This is a genomic window from Thalassovita aquimarina (assembly GCF_018219815.1).
Classification (GTDB): Bacteria; Pseudomonadota; Alphaproteobacteria; order Rhodobacterales; family Rhodobacteraceae; genus Thalassobius; species Thalassobius aquimarinus.
Genome location: NZ_JADMKU010000006.1, coordinates 201239 through 223434, shown reverse-complemented (window position 1 = coordinate 223434; position 22196 = coordinate 201239). Strand labels below are relative to the sequence as shown.

Below are 22196 nucleotides of genomic sequence, written 5' to 3'. Positions count from 1 at the left end.
CTCGTTCGTTTCATTGTCCGTCCTCATGTTGGGGCGGACTCTAGTTCCAAATGGTGGAAAAATCCCGTGGCAGGTCACCACATCCCTTATCGGGCGCAACTGTACGCCTCACTCGGCACGCGATACACTTAAGGTGCTTGGGGACGAGCTCAGCACCTCTCCCAAAGACCGTAAAGCCTTGTCCCTCAATCTTGGCCATACCACCGAAAAAATCATGGAAACCTACTATGGCAAAATGTCTGATCAGCAACGCCGCAGCATCATCGAGGGGCTCTCCGCGGATGGCTTGCTAACCGCCAAAGAAAACGCAATGGTACTCGACTTCTACGAAAGCCGCTTCGAGCGTGGCAGCGACGAGCACAACATGGCCAAACGTCTGCCGACAAACGCGCAGCCGCCCGCGACGGAGATGAAGTGCTGGAATAGGCATTACTTAGTCGGGCGCCTCTTTACCCTAAGGTTCTATGAACCATCCGTTGCGCTACTCCCCTGTGGATGCAGCATCTGGCCTGGATGACCGCTTGAATGAACTTCCGCCGTTACATGAGGCGCGAGAAAATATGGCCAGTGGACAATTCCTTTGTTCTTCACTCATTTACATTGACCTTGCCACTAGCGACCGCCACGACACCTGCCAGCCCAAAGCCAATTCCCTTTTTCAGAGAGCTTGGCAAAAAACGTGGCCCGGAAATTCAACCGAGCCACAATGCCATCACGTCCAGTGTGCGACAGATCTTTTTTCGAAGCTTTCGCGAAACTGTTTTGTCGAATTGGACATCAACTCTCCGGTTCCCCAATCCAGAATGACTGCATATCTGCGCACCGCGTCCATCTCATTGATTTCACCGTCCTTGTACATCTGGGCGACCTTTTCGGGATTCATGCGCGCCCAGCCGACCCGGTTGGCCCGAATATGGGCGCGGGCCTTTTCTGTCGCTTCCAAGTCCAGTTCATAGTCCAGCATGTCGGTGTCGATTACTTTGATCACCACTCCATAGTCCAGTTCTGCCCGTTCGACAGAGACGTATTCGTCTATCACGTCCTGGCGAACGCGCTCGGGGTCGCGCTCCAGCGGGTCACCATACCCCCCACCGCCCGCGGTGGGCCGAGTGAACTTGTCACCGCTCTTGATCTTATAGTTCGAGAACACCGAGCCGAGCCACTTTTGTTCACGAGTTTCGGCATGCTCGACCATCAGGCCGTGTGGCATCGACGGCAGGCCACCTTCAATACCCCAGACGACGGCACGCTCGCGGTCGCAGATGTAAGACATCACGGTGTTGTCGGCTTCCAACAGCGTTGATGCCTTTATGACACCTGCACCGCCCCGCCATTTTCCGGGTCCGGGGCTGTCCTGCTTGATCTGGAATTCGTCCGCACGTGTTGGGTTCACACGTTCGTTTCCTTCGGAAGGCTGCGACATCAAGCCGGTCCCGAAACAGGCCGTAGTAACATCACTGCCGTCTTTGCCATTACGCCCGCCCCAGCCGCCTGGCAACCATTCGTAGAACATGTAAATCGGCTTTTCCGGCTTGCGCAGATCATTACCTCCGGCAAGCAGGTATTCCAGGTTGAAAGCGCAGGCAATTGCTCGTTCTGGCATGATCTGCGACCACATCTCGAAGATCGCGTTCATGATCTTTTCAAATGGCATCAGGAAACCGGTAACGGCCACGGGCCACTCGGCACTCACGACGCTGTTCTTCGGCGCCTTCACCTCTACCATGCGGTAGAAACCGCTGTTGAGCGGAAGATCGGGGAAAAAGGTTTTCATCCCCGCCACAACCGCCGAGAAGGTCGCCCCAGCAGCGGAATTGTAAATCGAGGCAATTGTCGGATGGCTGCCCTCGAAATCATAGGTGATCTGGTCACCCTTGATTGTCATCTTGATGTGGATCGGGATCATTCCCTCGCCCGCGCCAGGATCACGGTCGATATAATCCACCGACTCCCAAGTACCGTCAGGCAGATCCGCAATCCGCTGCCGCACAGCGCGTTCGACATAGTCCTGCACCGCATCCATACCGCTGGTGACCTGATCACGGCCATACTTGCCCACCAGACGGTGAAGCTCGCGTTCTGCCACTTGGGTGGCCTGAGCCTGTGAATGGATATCCCCGATTATGGAGGCGGGGTCACGCGTATTGGCCGCGATCATGTTTGCAACGTCAGAACAGAACTTCCCCTTGTGAAACAGGCGGATTGGCGTAATTCGCACGGCTTCACCAAACATTTCGTGCGCTGTCACGTTGAACGAACCGGGGACCGATCCGCCCAAATCCGACCAATGGCCGTTGGACTGGGAAAAACCAATCAGCGTTTCTTCGTCAAAGATTGGGCGGATAAGGCGGACATCACTGAAATGCGTGCCGCCCGCATAGGGATCGTTAATCGCGTAGACATCACCTGGATACATGTCACCCCTGAAAGCGCGAATCACGTCCTTGCAGGTGTAGTGAAGCGTGCCGACATGCACCGCTATGTCAGCATTGCCCTGCGCGACGCAATTTCCCTCGGCGTCATGCAGGCCGTTCGAGAAATCGCGGTTGTAGATCACGAAAGAATAGCAGGTTCTGAGCATCTGCTCGGCCATTTGGTCGACCGAGGTGATGAACGAGTTCTTGAGAACTTCGAACGTGACCGGGTCCAATTCTTGTTTGGTTGTGCTATTCATGGCTCAGGCTCCCACGCGGATAAGAATGTTCAAGTATTGGTCAACCTTGGCGGTGGCCTCGGGCGGGACGACGACGGTCGAGTCGACCTGCTCCACGATCGCAGGCCCGGCGAATTCCGCTCCGGCCTTCATCTGCGCGCGATCGTAAGTCGATGCCTGGCGTTTCTCACCTTTGAACCACACGTCGCGCGTGCCAGTCGGCTCGGGCGTGTGCTGGACCACCTCGAAAGACGGCAGTTCGGCCTTCTGAACGACGCCAGTCGCCTTGACACCGACGCGAAAGATGCTGACGGGGGCGTCTTCACGGCGGAAATTGTATTCGCGCTCGTGTTCGTTGTGAAAGCTATTCACCAGGTCCTGCGTATCGATGATTTTGGATGGCGCCGAGACGGCAAGCGAGCGCCATTGGCCCTGGTACATCATCTCGACCGAGCGTTGCAGAACGGTATTCTCGGGCGATACGCCTTCATGGCGCAGCCGTTCGATGGCCTCTTCCTCGATCTTGGAAAAGGCCGCTTCTAGATCTTCAGCCGAGGTCGTAGACGCATCCGCCATGAAGCTGTCGGAAAAGTCGTGCTGGATGTCGACCAGCAGGCACCCCATGGCCGACGTCACGCCCGGGTTCGGCGGCACGATGACAACCGGGATCGACAGTTCCTTGGCCACAGCCGCGCCGTGCAATGCGCCGGCTCCTCCGAAGGCGACAAGCGCAAAGTCACGCGGATCGTGCCCGCGGCTGATCGACAAAAGCCGCACGGCGTTCGCCATGTTGGCGTTGGCGACATCGATGATCGCCTCCGCCGCCTCGTGCAATTCCATGCCGAACGGTTCGGCCACCGTCGCGCGCACGGCCGCTTCGGCCAGCGCGGGATCGAGGGTGATATCCCCGCCCGCCAGACTGCGCCCCAGCCGGCCAAGCACCACGTTCGCATCGGTATTGGTGGCAACTTCGTTCCCGTTCGAATAACAGGCCGGCCCTGGATTGGCGCCCGCAGACTGCGGACCGTTGCGCAGCGAACCGCCTTCGTCTTTCCAGGCGAGCGAGCCCCCGCCGGCGCCGATCGTCAGAACCTCGATGCTGGGAAACCGGATGGGATAGCCGTATTCGATATACCAGTCCTTGGTTACTGTGGCCTCGCCGCGGTAGGTCAGGGACACGTCGGTGCTGGTGCCGCCCATGTCGAAACCAATGGAATTCTCATAGCCGCAGAGATTGCCTATGAAACGGCTGGCGATGGCCCCTGCCGCGATCCCCGAGCCAGCGAGGCGTGCCGCGAAATCCTTGACGCTCGCCGGTGTCATGACGCCCCCGCCGGAGTGAAGAAGCAGAAGGTCGCGCTGGTATCCGCCGGCCTCAAGCTTGTCGCCGAGCCGAGAGACATAGTCGACCACGACCGGCGACACGGCGGCGTTGACCATGGTGGTCGAAAACCGTTCGTGTTCGAAGATCTCAGGCATGATATCTGACGAGATCGATATATGAACATCGGGCATGATCTCGCGCAGGATGGCGCGCATGCGCACTTCGTTCTCGTTGTTCACGTACGAGTTGATGAAGCAGACCGCAATCGCCTGAACACCGCGCCTTTTCAGGATCGTGGCCACTCGGCGCGCGTCCTCTTCATCCAGCTTTTGCAAAACCTTTCCGGCTGCATCAACGCGTTCCTTGACCGTCAGGCGATCACGGCGCGGGATATACGGTTTGGCGACGTCCTTGTAGGTATCCCACAAGTCTTCCTTGTTGGAGCGGCGTATCTCCACGACATCCCGAAAGCCTTCGGTACAGACCATCGCAACGCGCGGAAGCTTGCGGGTGATCAGCGCGTTCGTGGCGACGGTGGTACCGTGCGAGAACATCGTGACGTCCGCTAGGTCCACATTCGCGTCGGACACGCCGGTCATGATGGCGCGCATGGGATCATCGGGTGTCGACGGCGTCTTTTCGATCCGGATCTGGCCGGATTGCTCGTCCATTATACAGACATCGGTAAACGTACCACCGACATCCACGGCGACTCTGGTTTTTGTCATCAAACATTCCCATCCTGTTGTGTGCGTGCTGGACGCCCGAAAAACATTCTCCGACAACACCGCGGCACCGATGCCCGACCGGTTTCCTAGTGCTTGCCGGAAGTGACTGCCGCCTCCACCCGCGTGTTCTTACGCGTGTCCGAAGGCGTACATCCGTATTTAACCCTGTAATACTTGCAGAACTGCGCCTGATCGTAGAAACCCCACCTGTGCGCGATCTGTGCCAAGGTTGACGACTCGTGCACCATCCTCAGCGTTTCGTGGCAGCGGGCCAGCCGCTGCTCGCGAATGTAGCCCACGACCGAGTAGTCGTTTTCGGCGAACAGGCCCTGGAGATACCGCAATGATATCCCACAGGATTCCGCGACCATCTGAGAATTGAGGTTCGGGTTCGCGAGGTTGTCGCGAATGAATTGTTCCGCGCGCTGCAAATGCGCGGCGCGAATACTGGACGACGCGCTATCGAGGATACGGTCGTCGCTTCGCATCGACAGGCAAAGCAAGTCCAGCAGGTGCTGGCCAGCCATCTCGCGCGCCGCGCTGTCGATGGCATCTATACTTTCCAGGGCATTGCGCACCGCACCCACGAAATACGAGCCTATCCCGGATGTTGCGTCGAAAGTCAGCGCACCCAGCCGATCGGTGGGGCCGAGGCGGGATTGCACGCTGGATGTCGGCACCTTCAGCACCCAGAGCTTGTTTCGCTGGGCATGAGAGAACTCGTAGGGCATGTCGCCCCGCTCGACGAGGAAACTGCCAGGCCCGCAACTGGTCTGACGCGAGGACTGTTGGAAATGCACGTCAACTCTATGCGGTATCGTGATCAGCAGGCTGTTGTCTTTCTCCTCTTTGAAATGGCTCTTGTTGCGACGGTACATGACGCTATCGCACTCCATCTCGGAAAGCCCCACGACGCCGAGCGCCCAGGATTTCAGATTGCCCTTGAAATCCACCGGGTTCCGGCATTCCGCGGACAGCGGAAAATAGGTGCTCGACAGAGTCTCAGACCACACCTTGTTCTTGTCGATATCTTCACAATGGTCGGTAGAAAAAAACATCCTCTCCCCCCGGTCAGAATGAGCATCGCAAGCATTGTTCCCTTGGTGTTCGACAAACCTTAGCCGCTGATGCCCAGAAAACTTGGTGATTTACGCATAAAAGTTTGCAACCTGCGTGCGCTACCTCTTTGCAGCCTAGAGAAACTCGACTTCGATAAAGGCGAACTCGAAATCGTTGCCGTTTCTCACATCGTGTTCCACGCCGAGTTTCCGGAAATAGGGCACACCCGCCTTCAACTCAGAAAGTGTGGTGTCGCCATTCTTATCGACGATCTGCAGAACACCGTCTTGCATTGGCACCACGACGTAATCGTATTCGTGCCGGTGCCAACCCGTGTTGTCGCCGCGTTGCGCAAAGCGCCATTCCGTCACGCGCGTCCGCGCGTTGTCGACAAGAACCTTCGGCGTCGCCGTCCCCTTATCGGTTGAATTGCACATTATTCACCCTTTCCGCTTACATGTCCTTCACCGCCCTCAAAGGCCATTCTACCCAACGGCATCGGCGGCCATTGCGCATATGCTAACCATCAGTTTGGCCCCAGTCGAATGCAATTGAAAAGCACCACATCAGAGGTGCGCGGTTTTCCACCTTGTCACCGTGGCGTTTGCTGCCGCCACGCAACGCCAAAGTAGACTGGCAAGGGAGGGAAAGCCCGGCGGCAATGCGATCATCCCCCACTAAACACGCAGCTCGTCGAAACCTCAGGTGAGCAGGGAAATCACGACCGGCAGTGTCATCGCGGAAAGGGCCGTTCCGTAAAGGACCGTGCGCGCAGAGAGCGATACGCTGATCCCTTCTGCACGGGCCATAACGTAGACATTGGCGGCCGGTGGCAATGCCCCCATTATAATTGCGGTCGCAACCCAGACCGGATCGAAACCCGAAATCAGCGTAAAAGCCAAGGCAACCGCAAGCGGGTGGCCGACCAATTTCGCCGCAAGGCAGGCCGCCAGCCGGTGCTCCAATCGTCCTGCCCGGCTGCGAGCTAAAGTCAGACCGAGCGAGAAAAGCGCAGCGGGGGCGGCTGCGTTCTGAAACCCGGTCAGGGGCGTGTCGATGAAGGCGGGCAACGCGCCCCCGGAACGCGCAAAGATCAGCCCGGCCAGAGTCGCCAGGATGAAAGGATGGGTGAGGACCTTGCGCAGGGACTGGACGATGCGCGTCGCTCCCCGCGCACCGGTGCCGATCATCAGTGGCCAGATGCTGAAGATAAGCAATACGTCGGCGCAAAAGATAAAGGCCGCCGGCGCGCCCGCCTCGGGACCAAGAACCGCGACCGTCAGGGCCGGCCCCATGTACCCGATGTTCGAATAGCTGGCGGCCAGGCCGAAAACGGCCGGATGATCGCCGGTTTCGTTCCTCCTGCCGATTAGCCAGCCCAGCGCGAACATCGTACCCGTGATCGCGGTGGTTATCGCAAGAAAGCCAAGCAAGCTGTATGCACCGGGCGGCACGATCCGAACAGACTGAAACAGCAGCGCTGGCAAGGCCACGTAGAAAATGAACGCGTCCAGCCAGCGCTGCTGCTCGGCACTGTGCCGCAAGAGGGTTTGGGCAACGACCCCGACAATGATGTAAAGAAAGAAGGGGGCGATCAATCCAAGTCCGACAATCATGGGGCAACTTTCGAAAAGCCCGGCGTGACGCGCACAGGGGTGTCGGGGCAGATGACCATGGCGCGATCTTATTATCGATGCATCGCCTAAGCACAAGTCGGCACTGTTCAGAATTGCAGTTTGGGCGACAGAAAACTGGAGGAAAAATACGATTTCAGCGCCTTCATTGTGGGTGTTAGCGCCGTGGCGCGATTGAATGCGAGCCCCACATCCATCGTCGGAATTTCCACGTCCATAGGCACCGTTTCGATGCGACGCCCCTCAAGCGACCACGGCCGATAGACCATGTCAGACAGGATTGTGACACCCTGCCCGTTGGCGACCAGCGAGCGGACCGCCTCGACTGAGGATGTGCGCAGTTTGATGTTCGGATGGGCGTCGTGGCTGTTCCAGTATTTCATGCTCGAATGGGCCGCCTCGTCCACCGTCAGCATAACATAGGGTTCCTGCGCGAGCTGGCTTAGCGACACCTCTCTTCTTTTGCAGAACGGATGGCCGGCGGGCACCCAGGCGCGTCTGGGCGATTTCAACAATGTCAGCGTTTCTATGCCCTCGCGGTGGATGTTCGAGGTCAGAGCCACCGCCATGTCGATCTGACTGGTCAGCAGTTGTGCTTCTATACTCTGCCGGTCCAATTCGACGATCTGGATATCAATGCGCGGGAAGAGCTGCGCAAGCCGCCCCAAGTGGTAGGGCAGGAAATACCCGATCACAGTGTAGGTCGCGGCAAGCCTGAGGCTTCCGCTAATATCCGACGTGCCGCGGTTAATCTGGTGCGCCGCGTCCACCTTTTCGAGAATGTCGCGCGCGACCTGCAGGAATTCCCGGCCGGCCTTTGTCAGTTCCATCCCATGTGCCCGGCGATTGAACAGCGAAGTGCCCAATATTTGCTCAAGTTCGCGCACGGATCCGGTGACCGAAGATTGCGAAATCGACAGCAACTTGGCCGCCCGGCTGATCTGTCCAGTGTCAGCTGTCGCAACAAAGTACTTCAACTGTCTGAAATTCATGGAATTTTCCACCTCTCTCGCAATTCCATAAAGGTATCTGAAAATTCAATAATGCATCAATGAAAAAAAGAAATACCAATTTCGCTCCGAATCGCGATGGTATGAGCATGCCAACAGAAGTGGTATGGGCATTCCAACAGGAGGACGTGACCATGAAAGAAGCAGTCGATCTTAATTGCGACATGGGTGAAGGCTTCGGCCAATGGCAACTGGGCGACGCCCCTGATGATGAGATCATGCAGATCGTCAGCTCGGCCAACATTGCAGCCGGCTTTCATGCGGGAGATCCCAACTCCATGGATCGCGTAGTCAAGCTGGCGCAGGAGCACGGCGTGGGTCTTGGTGCGCATCCGGGCTATGCTGATCTTCAGGGATTTGGACGTCGTTACATAAAGACGACCACAGCCGAGCTCATCAATGATATCATCTACCAAATCGGAGCCATTCGCGAATTCGGGCGGCGTCACGGTGCCCCGCTGCAGCATGTCAAACTGCATGGCGCACTCTATATGGAAGCTGCAGTTAATGAGGACCTATCGCAAATGCTGGTCGATACGCTGCAGGGCACCAGCCCCGACACGTTTCTTTTCTGCATGGGTATATCAAAGACCTATGCCGCGGCGAAAAGAGCCGGACATCCGGTAATCCGGGAATTCTACGCGGACAGGGACTACGACAATTCGGGCTCAATCGTCTTTCGTCGTCAAGTCGACCGTCCCGATCCTGCGCAGATCGCGGCGAAATGCGTGAAGGCCTGCAAAACCGGCAAGGTCACAACGGTCGAAGGCGACGAGATCGAAATCGAGTTCGAGTCTATCTGCTTTCACTCCGATACGCCCGGCGCATTGTTGATGGGTCAGGCCATCCGGAACGGCCTGCAGGATGCGGGCATCCGTATCGCTCCCGCGGCAGAAATCGTTAAAACCCCTCAATAACATCATCCAACAGGAGACCTAAATGGCACAGGTTCTTTCCCCCGTCCCCGGCACCTTCTACACGCAGGCAGCCCCGGGCGAGCCGCTGTACAAACAACCGGGCGACGCGGTCGCGCAAGGCGACACCATCGGGCTGATCGAAGTCATGAAGACCTTCATCGAAGTCAAGGCCGAAAACGCGGGCACATTCAACGGGTATAAGGTTGAAAACGGCGCAGCGATCAACGCGGGCGAGCCCCTAGCGGAGCTCGAGGACTGAAAATGCCGATCGAGCGCTTGCTGATTGCCAACCGTGGCGAAATCGCGGTGAGAATCATTCGTGCCGCCAAGGCGATGGGTCTCCACACGATCCAGGCTCATTCCGAGGCTGACGCCAATATGCTGGCGGTGCGCATGGCGGATGAAGCCGTCTGCATCGGACCGGCGCATGCGGCGCAGTCTTATCTCAATATCGACGCTGTCGTCGCGGCGGCGCAGTCGACCAAAGCCGACGCGGTGCATCCTGGCTACGGCTTCATGGCCGAGAACGCGCAGTTCGCGCGCGCTTTGGAGACTGCGGGCATCACGTTTATCGGCCCCTCGGCGGATACCATCGACCGGATGGGCGACAAGGTGGCCGCGCGGCAGGCTGCGATGGCCGCAGGGGTCCCCGTGGTGCCCGGATCGAAGGGACGGCTGGATACGGTGGAGGACGCGGTGAATGTGGCCGCCGAAATTGGCTATCCAGTGATGATCAAGGCCGCCGCAGGAGGCGGTGGCCGAGGCATCCGTATCGCCCAGACCGAAGAGGAGCTTCGCAAGATGGCGCCGCAGGCGCAAGCCGAGGCCAACGCGGCATTCGGCGACGGCGGCCTTTATCTGGAACGCGCGATCATCTCACCCCGCCATATCGAGGTGCAGATCATGGGGGACGGCACAGACGCGGTTCACTTTTTCGAGCGCGAATGCTCAATGCAGCGTCGTCGCCAGAAAGTTTGGGAAGAAGCGGGCGCTGCATGTCTTGAAGAAAGTACGCGCGCCCATCTGTGCGATACTGCCGTGGCGTTGGCCAAGGCCGTGAACTATGTGGGCGCCGGAACGCTCGAGTATCTTTACGACAGCAAAACCAAGGAGTTCTTCTTCATCGAGATGAACACCCGCATCCAGGTGGAGCATCCGGTCACCGAAATGCTTACAGGCATCGACTTGGTGCAGGAAATGATCCACGTGGCCGGTGGCGGCAAACTGCGGCAGACCCAAGCGGACATCACCCGTACCGGCCACGCCATCGAGGTGCGCGTGAACGCCGAAGACCCGTTCATGCAGTTTCTGCCCTTTCCGGGACAGGTCGGCGCATTGCGCGTCCCACAGGGGGATGGCATCCGTTTCGATCACTTCCTTTATGAAGGCTACACGATACCGCCGTTCTACGATTCCCTTCTGGGCAAGCTGATAGTGCATGGCAAGGACCGGGACACCGCCATCGGCATGATGGCTTCCGCGCTCGAGGAACTCGAGATCGGCGGTATCAAGACAACGAAACCATTGCATCTTGCCTTGGCCCGGGATCCTTCCGTGCAAGCGGACGATTTCCACACGCAATGGCTGGAACCGTGGCTGACTGCGGGCAATCTCAAACCAACTCCCTAACCACAGGAGGAACATCGTGAAGACACGCTATACCTATGGCGGCGACGAACACATCTATATCGAGATGGATGATGAAATGTCGCTCGATGCCTTTTTCAAATCCTTGTCGATGAGCAATGCGGTGCGTGAGGCCAACATCAAGGGCGTGACGGAAATCTGTCCCGCGAACGCATCGTTCCAGGTCCGGTTCGACCCGGATGTGATCGCGCCAGACGAGATGATGGCGAAAATCAAGGAACTGGAACACCGGGCCGAGAACGCGGAAAAGCGCCTCACGACCCGTATCATCGAAATCCCGGTCTACTACCAAGATCCGTGGACGCATGAGACGTTGATGCGGTTTCGCGAACGCCACCAGGATCCGTCGGGAACGGACCTGGATTATGCGGCGCGGATCAACGGATTCGACAGTGTCGAAGCCTTCATCGAGGCGCATCACTCGCAACCCTGGTTCGTGTCGATGGTGGGTTTCGTTGCGGGCCTGCCGTTCCTCTATCAGCTGGTCGAGCGCGAAAAACAGCTTCAGGTTCCCAAGTACCTGCGCCCGCGCACTGACACCCCCAAACAGACGGTTGGCTATGGCGGCTGTTTTTCCTGCATCTACTCGGTGCGGGGCGCTGGCGGCTATCAGATGTTCGGCGTGACACCGATGCCGATCTTCGACCCCAAGCAGAAGCAAAGCTACCTCAGCGACTTCATGGTCTTCTTCAAGCCGGGTGACATCGTGAAGTGGAAGCCGATAGACCGCGCAGAATACGACCGCATCCTGACCGAGGTCGAGGCGGATACCTACGTGCCCCGAATCGCCGAAGTTGAATTCGACCTGGACGCATTCAATGCGGATATGCCCGGAACCAATGCCAAACTGATGGAGGCGCTCAATGTCGCTTAAAGTCATTCAACCCGGCCTGTCGACGTCGATTCAGGACTTGGGCCGCCCCGGCTATTTCCACCTTGGCATTCCGATCGGCGGCGCGATGGACCGTTTCGCGCTGCGCGTTGCCAACATGCTGGTCGGCAATCCCGAAGGTGCGGCAGGGCTGGAAGTTGTCTTCATGGGCCCGACGATAGAGTTCGAAAGGGATGCGCTAGTTGCCGTGACCGGTGCGGACCTGCCCCCCAAGGTCGACGGTGTCGCCCAGGAAGGCTGGACCGCGTTCGAAGTCAAGGCTGGCCAGACCCTGAGCTTCGACTTTCTGAAGTCCGGTGCACGGGCCTATGTCGCCATAGGCGGCGGAATTGACACTCCCCCTGCTCTTGGCAGCCGGTCCACCTATCCCATCGGTGCACTAGGTGGCGTCGACGGCCGCAACATTCAGGCTGGCGATGTCATCCCCTTGGGTGAGGCGGACACGATCGAAGCCGGGCTGAACGTGCCCGAAAACCTGCGACGCCTGCCGGGGAAACCGACCGAACTGCGTGTCCTGCCGGGACTTTATTGGCACCGCCTGACCCCGGCCGCGCAAGAAGGTTTCTTTGCCGATGACTGGTCGGTGGCGCTCGAAGCGGATCGCATGGGATACCGGTTCAAGGGGGGCAAGCCACTCGAATTCGTCGAGCGCGAGCAACCCTTCGGTGCCGGCGCTGACCCATCCAACATCGTGGATGGTTGTTATTCCTACGGCTCCATTCAGGTGCCCGGCGGGCTTGAACCGATCGTCCTGCACCGCGACGCGGTGTCCGGGGGTGGGTATTTCACGCTTGGGGCTATCATCTCGGCGGATATGGACCTGATTGGACAACTGCCACCGCATACCCCCGTCAAGTTCCGCAAAGTCGATATGGACGAAGCCCTGGCTGCCCGGGCCGCACGCAAGAAGATGCTTGCCGAAGTGCGGACCCATCTGGGCTAGTGCAGCCACGAAAGCGTCCGGCGCCCCGCCCAGCCTGCAGGCGCCGGACAGACCGACCGCTTGAGAACGACATTCCTAGTAAACGGCCGACTTATCCCGTACCAGCCTGAAAGAGGCATTTTCGGTCTGGCAACGCAGGCCAAATATCTAGGTTGGGGTCGATGCCTGCCCCGCGTTAGGGAAACCAGTGCTCCATGTCTGACACGCCTCGAAAACCGGACAAACTCACATCACCGCCGCAATCCAAGCGGCGCGTCCTGCGGATACGGGGCACCGATGTAACTCTGCTGGAAGAAGTGCGTCAGATGGCGGTGGCGGATCTCGGGTTCGATATCGAACATGAGTCACTGGATTTCCTGACCTGCCAGCGCCGGGCGGCAATTGATCCGCTGAATTACGACATCTACGAACAGTGCTTTCACAATCTCGATATCGTCTGGTTCTGGGGGGCGCTTCAGCCGATCGAAACCAGCCGCATAAAGCAATGGGACAATATCGGCGATCTCGCCAAAGCGGGCGGCATCAGTAAGTATACGTGGCAAGGCCACGGCGACGCCCCGGTCCGCAAGTTATACGTCCAACCTGACGGCACGCTTGGCCAGCAGCCGATGCCCACGATCAGCATGTTACCGACGGCACATAACGTCGATAGTTTCGGCTTTGACCGCCGCCTTTTCGGGAACGAAGGCGCAGAAGGCTCAAGCTGGGCCTGGCTTCTGGACCGCAGAGCCCGAGGGCGGATCGCTTTGGTTGACGAGCCCGCAATCGGCATATTCGACGTCGCCCTCGCGGCTGAAGCGAATGGCGATCTCACTTTCAACGATATCGGCAACATGACCGTAGAAGAGATCGACAACCTTATGGGCTTGCTCGAAACGCTGCGCCAGCAGGGTTTCTTTGTCGGCAGTTGGCTGACCCCCAATCAGGCCGAAGCGCTGGTCCATGCGGACCGGGTGTCGGTACAAAGTATGTGGTCGCCCTCGTATAGCAACCTTGGTGCGATGGAGGCCACGTTCTGCGAAAGCTGCCCCCGCGAAGGTTATCGCGCCTGGCACGGCGGCGCATCGCTGGCGCGGCATCTGACGGGCCCCAAGCTCGACATGGCTTATGAGTACCTGAACTGGTGGCTTTCGGGCCCTGCCGGGGCCGTGATGGCTAGACAGGGGCACTACATGACCAACGCGGAAGGCGTGCGCGAATACCTGAGCCCCGAGGAATGGGGATATTGGTACGACGGGGACGTGGCTCGATGCGACCTGAAAGGTCCGGACGGCAGGGTCGCGGTCCGTGCGGGCCGGCGGCGTCCCGGCGGTGCCTACCGCGAGCGCGTCAGCCGGATCGCTCTGTGGAATACGGTGATGGACGAATACAATTACGCGGCGCGCGCCTGGAAACGGTTCATCGCCTCCCTGGGGAGTTCCGCGCAATGACGTCAAAGCCCAAAAGCCCAGGTCAGGAACCCCTGTACGAAACCATCAGCCGGGTTTTGCGCCATAACATCGTTTCCGGGCGGTTGCCCGACGGCCTTGTCCTGGTCGAAGGCCCGATCGCCAAGCTGATGCAGACAAGCCGCGCGCCGGTGCAGGCGTCTTTGCGAATTCTATACGCCGAAGGATTGATCCACCGTTTCCGCGGGCGCGGCTACCTTGTGGGCCAGGGCACCAACAGCCCGGCGCCGATCCGGAAACCTTTGGATGAGTTCGATTTCGAAATACCGCCAGCCTCGCGGTCTTCACTTGCCGTTCGCGGCACCTGGATCAGGGTGTATGACATGGTCGAAGCGGAAATAGCCGCCTGCCAGATCTTTGGCGAGTTCCGGGTGATCGAAACAGAGCTGGCAAATCAACTGGGCGTCAGCCGTACCGTGGCGCGCGATGTGCTGAGTCGGCTAAATGAGCGTGGCCTGATACGCAAGGGGGCGACCTCGCATTGGCTGGCGGGTCCTCTGACCGCGCGGACGTTGCGCGAGAAGTTCGAGCTGCGCAGCATCATGGAACCAGCCGCGCTGCGGATGGCGGCCGATTTCATCGACCATGCGCAAATCGCGCGAATTTCTGCGCAGATCGAAAACGGCCAGATCAAGGATGCGGCCGCACTGGAGGATGCTCTGATGCGGCACTGTCTGGGCCGTGCCCCGAACAGCGCCCTGGTCGAGATCATCGCCAACAACCGGCTGCTGCTGTCGGCGATGGACAAGGCTCTGAGCGACCTGGGCCTTCCGGTGGATACAGTCGCCCTGGAACAGTACGGTACCCTGTTCGAACTGATCGGATCGCGCCAGATCAGCGCGTCGACCGAGTATCTCAGGGAACATTTGCGCATCCTGTCCTATAAAAGTCTGGCCAGACTGAAGATCGTGGCGCTGATCCCCGAGAGCGAGTCGATTCCAAAATATCTGACTCGGGTGTGAAAACGGATACTGTATGCGTGATTCATTTTTTTAGAGGCCGATTTCTTGAGGTTTCGACATATTTTCTAGTTTAGATCGTCTTATCTGGGCCTGAAATTGGCAAAGATGACTCTTGCAACAAATCCTAATCAGTTATTTCATACGTTATACATTTTGTTTTGAGGCGCAAACCTAGGTGCCCAAAACGGACCGCGCCGCTCGAAACCGGTATGCGTTCGCAACAATGAGGGCTTGATGAAGCAGAGTGATCCTATCTTCCGACTTGACGGCGTCACGCGCAGATATGGAAATCTGACCGCGCTGGACAGCATTGATTTCACCGCAGAAGACAACAGCTACATTTCGCTTCTGGGGCCTTCGGGATCGGGAAAGACGTCTCTGTTGCGCGTGATCGCGGGCTTCGAGGCGCCTGATTCGGGGCGCATCTGGTTTCAGGGGCGGGACATCACCGATTTACCGGCGCACGAGCGCGGCATCGGATTCGTTTTCCAGAATTTCGCCCTGTTCCCGCACCTCACGATATTCGAGAACGTGGCTTTCGGCCTGCGCAACGGAGCGATCAATCCTCCCGAGGCCGAAATCATCCAACGCGTCAAAGAGACCATCGAAATGGTGGGGCTGACCGGGCTTGAAGATCGCAATCCGGACCAGATTTCAGGCGGCCAGAAGCAACGCGTGGCACTGGCGCGTTCGCTTGTGATGCAGCCCAAGCTTGTTCTGCTCGACGAACCGCTGGGCGCGCTGGACGCTAACTTGCGCGAGCGCATGCAAACCGAACTGCGCACGATCCGCGAACGGCTGGACGTGACCTTCCTTCACGTGACCGGCAGCGAAACAGAAGCCCTGGCCATGGGCGACAAGGTCGCTGTTCTGGACTCGGGCAGGATCGTTCAGTTCGGAACGCCGGAGGAGATTTACGATGCCCCGATCATTTCGGACGTCGCGCTGTTTCTGAACAGGTTCAATCTTTTCGACGGCACGTTAAAGGATGGCGTCTTTCACGGAGCTTTCGGCTCAGTGCCGGTTTCGGGGGCGAGAGCCAACGAAACCGACGTCTATGCGATCCGGTATGACCGTACGCAGATATTCGACACTGGCTCCACCGATCTGCCAGGGCCCGCCCTGCCGGCACGCTACCTTGCAAGCGAATACCTCGGGTCGTCGATCGTTTTCCTGTTCGAAACCGAAGATAACAAGACGGTCGAGGTTGACCATCATCTCAGCTTGGGAGAGCCGCGCGATCTGGAAGTCGGCCGGGATTACGTCCTGTCGTGGAGCCCCGAACAGGCCATCGTATTCGGCAAGGAGTTAGCAAGATGAGCGCTGCAGGCACCAATACTAAAAAGACGCACTCGTTCCAGCTGCTTGCCCCGGGCGTGGTCTGGATGATCCTGTTCCTGGTCGCACCGATCATGATGATCGTCTACGTCTCGTTCTGGACGCAAACGACCTTTGCGATCAATTCCACCCTGACATTGGACAGCTGGCGGAACTTCTTTGCGTCCGAGGCCTATGTCGGTGCGCTCTGGACGACGATCCGGCTGTGGCTGATCGTCCTGACGCTGACGTTCATCGTCGGCTACCCAGCGGCGCTTTACGTCGGCCTTCTGGTAAAAAGTAAAACCGTATCGACGGTCCTGCTTGTCCTGTGTGTCATCCCGTTCTGGACGTCCTTCCTTATTCGGGTGCTGGCATGGCGCCCCATGCTGGGCAAAGAGGGAGCGATCAACATCATTCTCCAGAAAATCGGCCTCATCGACACGCCGATCGAAGTGTTGCTTTTCTCGGAGCTCTCGGTGATCATTGGCATGACCCAGATCTACGTGGTCTTCATGGTCGGGCCGATCGCCTTCATGCTTGGACGGATCGACCGCAACATCATCGAGGCAGCGCGCGATCTGGGCGCAGGGTTTGGACGAATTTTCTGGAAGATAATTTTTCCGCTCAGCCTGCCCGGTGTCGTCGTCGGCGCCATCTTCGTCAGCGTCATGGTTCTGGGCGAATTTGCCACCTCCGGGGCTTTGTCCGGGCGCAAGGTGAACCTGCTGGGCAACATCATCGTCACCCAAGTGGGATCTCTGAAATGGGCCATGGCCTCTGTCGTCGGGGTGATTCTGACCATCCTACTGGGCATCGTCGTCGCGGGTTTTCTCCGTATCGTCGATCTGAAACGGGAGATTTGAGCGATGGAATCTAAGGTTCTGAAACCCGTCCTAGCCGTCTATGCCGGTTTGTTCATACTGTTTCTCTACGGTCCGTTCATCGTGCTGGGCATCTTGTCCTTTCAGCAGGGCCCGGAGGGTGGCCCCCAGTTTCCGATCATCGAATGGTCAACCTACTGGTACAAACATCTGTTCGGGCTGACACCTCCGTCGCGGATCGCTCCGCTGCCGGTGGGAGAAGCTTTGGTGCGCTCGCTGACGTTGGCCTTTATGACGATGGTGACATCCACAGTCTTGGGCGTGATGGCTGCGCAGGCTTTCCGCAAGCGGTTCCGCGGCGCCGGGCTAGTGTTCTACTTGATCGTTCTCGGTATGATGGTGCCCGGCGTTCTGACCGGCCTTGGCACCTCGCTTCTGGCCAATAACGTGGTCGGGATCGAGCGCCACTGGTGGAGCACGGCCTTCGTCGCCCACGTGGTTTATACGTTCCCGTTCGCCTTCCTGGTGATGCTCGCGATCCTCAACCGTTTTGACGGCTCTGTAGAAGAGGCGTCGTGGTCGCTGGGCGTCTCGCCCATCACGACATTCCGGAAGGTGACATTTCCGCTGATTTTCCCAGGTGTCCTGTCGGCGATGCTGTTCGCCTTCACGCTCAGCTTCGATGAATTCCCACGGACCCTGTTTGCCTCGGGGCGCGACCAGACATTGCCACTGGCGATCTACGGCACCTTCTCGGTCGAGATTCACCCCAACATCTTTGCGTTTGGCGTCATGACGACCCTGTTCTCGTTCGCCCTGCTCAGCGTCTACGGCATCCTGATGGCGCTGAGCGTGCGGCGCGCCAAGAAGATCGCAATGCAGGAAGATATCTCATGAACACCGTGATCGTTACAGGTGCGGGATCAGGGATTGGCCTCGCCATTGCAACGAAGCTCGCCTCGATGGACTTCAACGTAGTCGTGAACGACTACGACGGCGACGCCGCGAAAGCCGCGGCCGAGAAGATCGGCGGCTTTGCAGTGCAGGGCGATGTCTCGAACGAGGCCGACGTTGCGCGCCTGGTAGAGACCTGCCTCTCGGAATACGGCGCGCCCAGCCACTTGGTCAACAACGCGGGTCACGTTCATCAAGCCCGCTTCGTCGACCTGGAGCCCGCGGATTTCGATCGCATGATCGCGGTGCACCTGCGTGGCACGTTCCTGTGCTCCCGTGCTGTGCTGCCTCACATGATCGCGCGAAAGTCGGGATGCGTGGTGAACATGGCCTCTCAACTCGGGCAGATCGGCGGAGTTGAGCTGGTGCACTACTCTGCGGCGAAGGCAGGGATCATCGGCATGACCAAGGCACTGGCCCGCGAGGTTTCGATCCAGGGCGTGCGGGTCAACGCGGTGGCCCCCGGCCCAATCAACACGCCTCTGGTGCGCGCGCTTTCGGAAGAATGGCGCACGGCGAAGGCTGCCGAACTTCCACTGGGACACTTCGGAGAGCCCGAAGATGTCGCCGAAACAGTTGCATTTCTTTGTTCAGACTCGGCGCGCCTCTACGTGGGCCAGACGCTGTCGCCAAACTCGGGAGACGTAATGCTATGACATCAGTTTCATTGATCACCGGCGCGGGCATCGGTATCGGACGCGCGACGGCCAAAGCACTGGCGGCACGCGGTGATCATGTCGTAGTAACCGACGTGCTCGAAGATGATGGCCGCAGCGTCGTCCAGGAAATCCGCAATGCCGGGGGCGAGGCCGAGTTCCAGCACCTTGATGTCCGCGACACGGACCGTGCCAAAGCGGTCGTCAAGGATATCGAAACCCGGTTCGGACGGATCGACACGATTGTCGCCAATGCAGGTATCGCCCACCGGGTCCCGCTGGAACAGCTGACCGACGAAAAATGGGACCATACCTTCGATATCGACCTCAAGGGCATGCTACGTGTAATCCGGCCTGCGGTTGCTAACATGAAGGCGCGCGGCAGCGGCGCGATCGTCTGCCTGTCCTCAATTATGGGCGTTGCTTATGGCTGGGATGAACATGTGCACTATTCGTCTGCAAAGGCCGGCGTGGTTGGCCTTGTGCGTGGTCTGGCGGTAGAACTTGGAGGCCATGGCGTTCGGGTAAATGGTGTCGCACCGGGATATATTCGCACCGCGCAACTTTTGTCCGAGAAACACTCACTCGGCCCCGAGGGCGCCAAGACCGTGGGCGATATCGTTCCTCTTGGTCGCATCGGGCAACCGGATGACATCGCGGATGTCGTGAAATTCCTGGCGTCAGATGCTGCTCGGTATCTGACGGGACAGGTCATTACTGTGGACGGTGGGCTTACGGTCGGGCGCTACTGAACACACGAAGAAGGGCAGCCTTCCAAATAACAATACGAATGAAACGACCTCAACAAGGAGAAGACAAGTGACACGTTCAAATCTCTCAAGAAGGAACTTTCTGAAAACCACGGCAGGGGGCGCAGCGCTGGCAACTGGCGGTCTGCCGTTCCTCGGCGCGCAGCAGGCCTTTGCCGCCAACCTGGCGAACCAGGAGCTGCGGACCGTGGGTCTCTCGGTTACAGTTCAGGAACGGATCCTGAACGATTTCCAGGAAAAATCCGGAGTCGGCTCGGTGAGTGGCAAGGCGGATATCTTCCCCAACACCCAGACAGAAATCCTGTCCGGCTCGGACGCCTATGACTGCTGGGAAATCATCGGCGAGCGTCTTGCCGCGATGGTTGCTACGGACAAACTGGCGCCAGTCGCCGCGGCCGACCTAAAGAACTGGGCCGGTATCCGCGACACCTTCACCAAGCCATCGGACCGTTGGGCGCTGAACCAGCAGATCGTCGGCCAGATCTGGGAAGACGAAAGCCAGACGCGCCTGAACATGGTGCCGACTGTGTATAACTACGACTCCATCGGCTATCGCCCTGACCTGGTGGATGCCGAAGAAGCATCGAACTGGTCTTCGCTGTTCGATCCCAAGTTCAAGGGCAAGACCGGCCTGAACGTCGACCCGCTGATCGCGTTCGGCCAAGCGGTTCTGGCAATGAATGAACTGGGCCTTCTGGAAGTGTCCAACCCCGGCAACCCGGATGCGAACGCCATCGAAGAGGCCGCCAAGTTCTTGATCTCGAAGAAGAAAGAAGGCCAGTTCCGCGCCCTGTGGGGCGATTTCGGAGAATTGGTGAACTTGCTGGCTTCGGGCGAGATGGTCATCGCGGATGCCTGGCAGCCGGCGGTGATGGCGGTCAAGGCACAAGGGGTCGAGTGCTCTTATGCCACGATGAAGAGCGGGTATCGCGGCTGGGCTATCGGTATCTCCCCGCTCAAGACCTCGCCCAACCTCGAGGCAGTCACGGCCTATGCCGACTACTGGCTGTCCGGCCCGCCCGCGATCGCCGTATCGGAACAGGGCTATTACTCGCCTACCACCAACGTCAAGAACGTGATGGATCCCGACAAGTACGCATTCTGGTACGAGGGCAAGCCCTGGGTCGGCGCGACCGAGCGTGGCATCAAGGAAGGCGACCTGCGCGACGGCGGCTCGCTGGAAGAACGCGCAGCCAACGTCGCCTACTGGCACCAGTGGCCCGACGAGTACGACCTGCTCATCCGCAAGTGGGACGAATTCCTCTCGGCGTAACACGCGATCGGTTCAGCCGGCCTTCCGGCTGAACCCCCTCCCTTTTCCCAGGAACAGGATTGATTTCCCTTGGCCTACGATCTTCAACTCACAAATGTCTACAAGACCTATGACAATGGAACTCCGGCCGTCATCGACTTCAATCTCGATGTCGAAAAAGGGGAATTCATTGCCTTTCTGGGCCCGTCGGGATGCGGGAAATCCACAACCCTTCGAATGATTTCAGGGTTTGAGACAGTGACGTCCGGCGATTTGATGATCCGTGGAAAGCGCGTGAATGATCAATTGCCTGAGAAACGGCCGACATCGATGATCTTTCAGAACTACGCGCTGTTTCCGCACATGAATGTTCGCCAGAACGTTATGTTCGGTCTGGAAGTCAAGAAACTGCCCCGGCCAGAGGCGAACCGCAAGGTCGACCAGATCCTCGAAAAACTCGGCCTGAGCGACATTTCCGAGATGCCGACGGCGCGCCTGTCTGGCGGGCAACGCCAGCGCATCGCGCTTGCACGCTCGCTTGTTGTCGAGCCCGATATCCTGCTTCTAGACGAGCCGCTGGGCGCACTTGACGCGAACCTGCGCAAGAGCATCCAAAACGAGTTAAAGCTGCTCCAGCGCGATCTTGGCATTACATTCGTCTTCGTGACCCACGCCCAATCCGAGGCGCTGGCGCTATCCGACCGGATCGTGGTGATGAATGCGGGGCGCGTGGAACAGATCAGCCCCCCGCGCGAACTTTACACCCACCCAAGAAGCCAGTTCGTCGCCCGCTTCATCGGGTCAAACACGATCCTGCCCGGTATCGTCCGGGGACAGCAGGACGGCAATATCATGCTGGAAACCGCGTTCGGCGTGTTGGGCGGCGCGAACCGTGCCGGCATCAAGGTCGAGGACGGGCGCGAAATGAGTATCATTTTGCCCGCCGAAGCCGTGGATCTGGTTCCCGCCGATTTGCCCGAAGAGGAAATGCGCGCGAGCTTTGGCTCGAATACCATACCATGCACGATCGAACGGCTTCAGATCGTCGGGCATATCATGCACATGATCGTCCGTTTCGCTGACGGCAAACAGATCAATATCGAAGGGCATGTAGACAAATACCGCAACCGCCTGAAGGCAGGCGGCAGCGCTTTTGTCGCCTGGAAATCTGCCAACGCCACAGTGATCGACCACTAAGGGGGAGAC

The 22196-nt window shown here is 58.6% G+C and carries 21 protein-coding genes; 15 read left to right on the top strand and 6 right to left on the bottom strand.

Translation table 11 applies throughout. The features are described from left to right. Positions 1-517, top strand: a 517-nt coding sequence (locus IT775_RS09580; RefSeq protein WP_212700877.1) for a hypothetical protein, incomplete at its 5' end; no start/stop codon positions are given. Between the two features lie 195 nt (positions 518-712). On the opposite strand, the gene IT775_RS09575 is transcribed toward IT775_RS09580, so the two are convergent. From IT775_RS09575 to IT775_RS09550, 6 genes are all read right to left on the bottom strand, one after another. Then, positions 713-2674, bottom strand: a complete 1962-nt coding sequence (locus IT775_RS09575; protein WP_212700876.1) for a hydantoinase B/oxoprolinase family protein — start codon at positions 2672-2674, stop codon at positions 713-715. 3 nt (positions 2675-2677) lie between these two features. Then, the gene (locus IT775_RS09570) at positions 2678-4705 is read right to left on the bottom strand and encodes a hydantoinase/oxoprolinase family protein (protein ID WP_212700875.1); all 2028 of its coding nucleotides are present in this window, start codon (positions 4703-4705) and stop codon (positions 2678-2680) included. Between the two features lie 86 nt (positions 4706-4791). Next, on the bottom strand, positions 4792-5763 hold the full coding sequence (locus IT775_RS09565) for an AraC-like ligand-binding domain-containing protein (RefSeq protein ID WP_212700874.1): 972 nt from the start codon (positions 5761-5763) through the stop codon (positions 4792-4794). A 135-nt stretch (positions 5764-5898) separates the two neighbouring features. After that, complete coding sequence (locus tag IT775_RS09560; protein WP_212700873.1) at positions 5899-6201, bottom strand: cupin domain-containing protein; 303 nt, start codon at positions 6199-6201, stop codon at positions 5899-5901. Positions 6202-6465: 264 nt separating this feature from the next. Next, on the bottom strand, positions 6466-7380 hold the full coding sequence (locus tag IT775_RS09555) for an AEC family transporter (RefSeq protein ID WP_212700872.1): 915 nt from the start codon (positions 7378-7380) through the stop codon (positions 6466-6468). A gap of 107 nt (positions 7381-7487) precedes the next feature. Next, positions 7488-8390 (bottom strand): LysR family transcriptional regulator, encoded by a 903-nt coding sequence (locus IT775_RS09550; RefSeq protein WP_212700871.1) that lies wholly within the window; start codon positions 8388-8390, stop codon positions 7488-7490. Between the two features lie 152 nt (positions 8391-8542). Here IT775_RS09550 and IT775_RS09545 point away from each other — a divergent pair, with 152 nt between their 5' ends. The 14 genes from IT775_RS09545 (at position 8543) to IT775_RS09480 (ending at position 22187) form a co-directional block, all read left to right on the top strand. Continuing rightward, the gene (locus IT775_RS09545) at positions 8543-9325 is read left to right on the top strand and encodes a 5-oxoprolinase subunit PxpA (protein WP_212700886.1); all 783 of its coding nucleotides are present in this window, start codon (positions 8543-8545) and stop codon (positions 9323-9325) included. A gap of 22 nt (positions 9326-9347) precedes the next feature. Next, positions 9348-9584 carry an acetyl-CoA carboxylase gene (locus IT775_RS09540; RefSeq protein ID WP_212700870.1) on the top strand — a complete coding sequence of 79 codons (237 nt, stop codon included), beginning with the start codon at positions 9348-9350 and terminating at the stop codon, positions 9582-9584. Positions 9585-9586: 2 nt separating this feature from the next. Then, on the top strand, positions 9587-10954 hold the full coding sequence (locus IT775_RS09535; RefSeq protein ID WP_212700869.1) for an acetyl-CoA carboxylase biotin carboxylase subunit: 1368 nt from the start codon (positions 9587-9589) through the stop codon (positions 10952-10954). A 16-nt stretch (positions 10955-10970) separates the two neighbouring features. After that, on the top strand, positions 10971-11846 hold the full coding sequence (locus IT775_RS09530; protein ID WP_212700868.1) for a 5-oxoprolinase subunit B family protein: 876 nt from the start codon (positions 10971-10973) through the stop codon (positions 11844-11846). Next, positions 11836-12807 (top strand): 5-oxoprolinase subunit C family protein, encoded by a 972-nt coding sequence (locus tag IT775_RS09525; protein WP_212700867.1) that lies wholly within the window; start codon positions 11836-11838, stop codon positions 12805-12807. The genes IT775_RS09530 and IT775_RS09525 overlap by 11 nt, the downstream gene beginning before the upstream one ends. Before the next feature lie 305 nt (positions 12808-13112). Then, positions 13113-14237 carry an ABC transporter substrate-binding protein gene (locus tag IT775_RS09520; RefSeq protein WP_246525434.1) on the top strand — a complete coding sequence of 375 codons (1125 nt, stop codon included), beginning with the start codon at positions 13113-13115 and terminating at the stop codon, positions 14235-14237. After that, a complete protein-coding gene (locus IT775_RS09515; protein WP_212700865.1) occupies positions 14153-15217 on the top strand; it encodes a GntR family transcriptional regulator in 1065 nt (354 codons plus the stop codon). Before IT775_RS09520 ends, IT775_RS09515 begins: the two co-directional genes overlap by 85 nt. Before the next feature lie 234 nt (positions 15218-15451). Next, complete coding sequence (locus IT775_RS09510) at positions 15452-16537, top strand: ABC transporter ATP-binding protein (protein WP_212700864.1); 1086 nt, start codon at positions 15452-15454, stop codon at positions 16535-16537. Beyond that, the gene (locus IT775_RS09505) at positions 16534-17400 is read left to right on the top strand and encodes an ABC transporter permease (RefSeq protein ID WP_212700863.1); all 867 of its coding nucleotides are present in this window, start codon (positions 16534-16536) and stop codon (positions 17398-17400) included. The genes IT775_RS09510 and IT775_RS09505 overlap by 4 nt, the downstream gene beginning before the upstream one ends. A 3-nt stretch (positions 17401-17403) precedes the next feature. Continuing rightward, entirely contained in the window at positions 17404-18255 is an 852-nt protein-coding gene (locus tag IT775_RS09500; RefSeq protein ID WP_212700862.1) for an ABC transporter permease, read from the top strand. After that, positions 18252-18968, top strand: coding sequence for an SDR family NAD(P)-dependent oxidoreductase (locus IT775_RS09495; RefSeq protein ID WP_212700861.1), 717 nt, complete (start codon positions 18252-18254; stop codon positions 18966-18968). The genes IT775_RS09500 and IT775_RS09495 overlap by 4 nt, the downstream gene beginning before the upstream one ends. Next, entirely contained in the window at positions 18965-19720 is a 756-nt protein-coding gene (locus IT775_RS09490; protein WP_212700860.1) for an SDR family NAD(P)-dependent oxidoreductase, read from the top strand. The genes IT775_RS09495 and IT775_RS09490 overlap by 4 nt, the downstream gene beginning before the upstream one ends. 67 nt (positions 19721-19787) lie before the next feature. Next, a complete protein-coding gene (locus IT775_RS09485) occupies positions 19788-21011 on the top strand; it encodes an ABC transporter substrate-binding protein (RefSeq protein ID WP_212700859.1) in 1224 nt (407 codons plus the stop codon). A gap of 69 nt (positions 21012-21080) precedes the next feature. Further along, entirely contained in the window at positions 21081-22187 is a 1107-nt protein-coding gene (locus IT775_RS09480; RefSeq protein WP_212700858.1) for an ABC transporter ATP-binding protein, read from the top strand. The last annotated feature ends 9 nt before the right edge of the window (positions 22188-22196 follow it).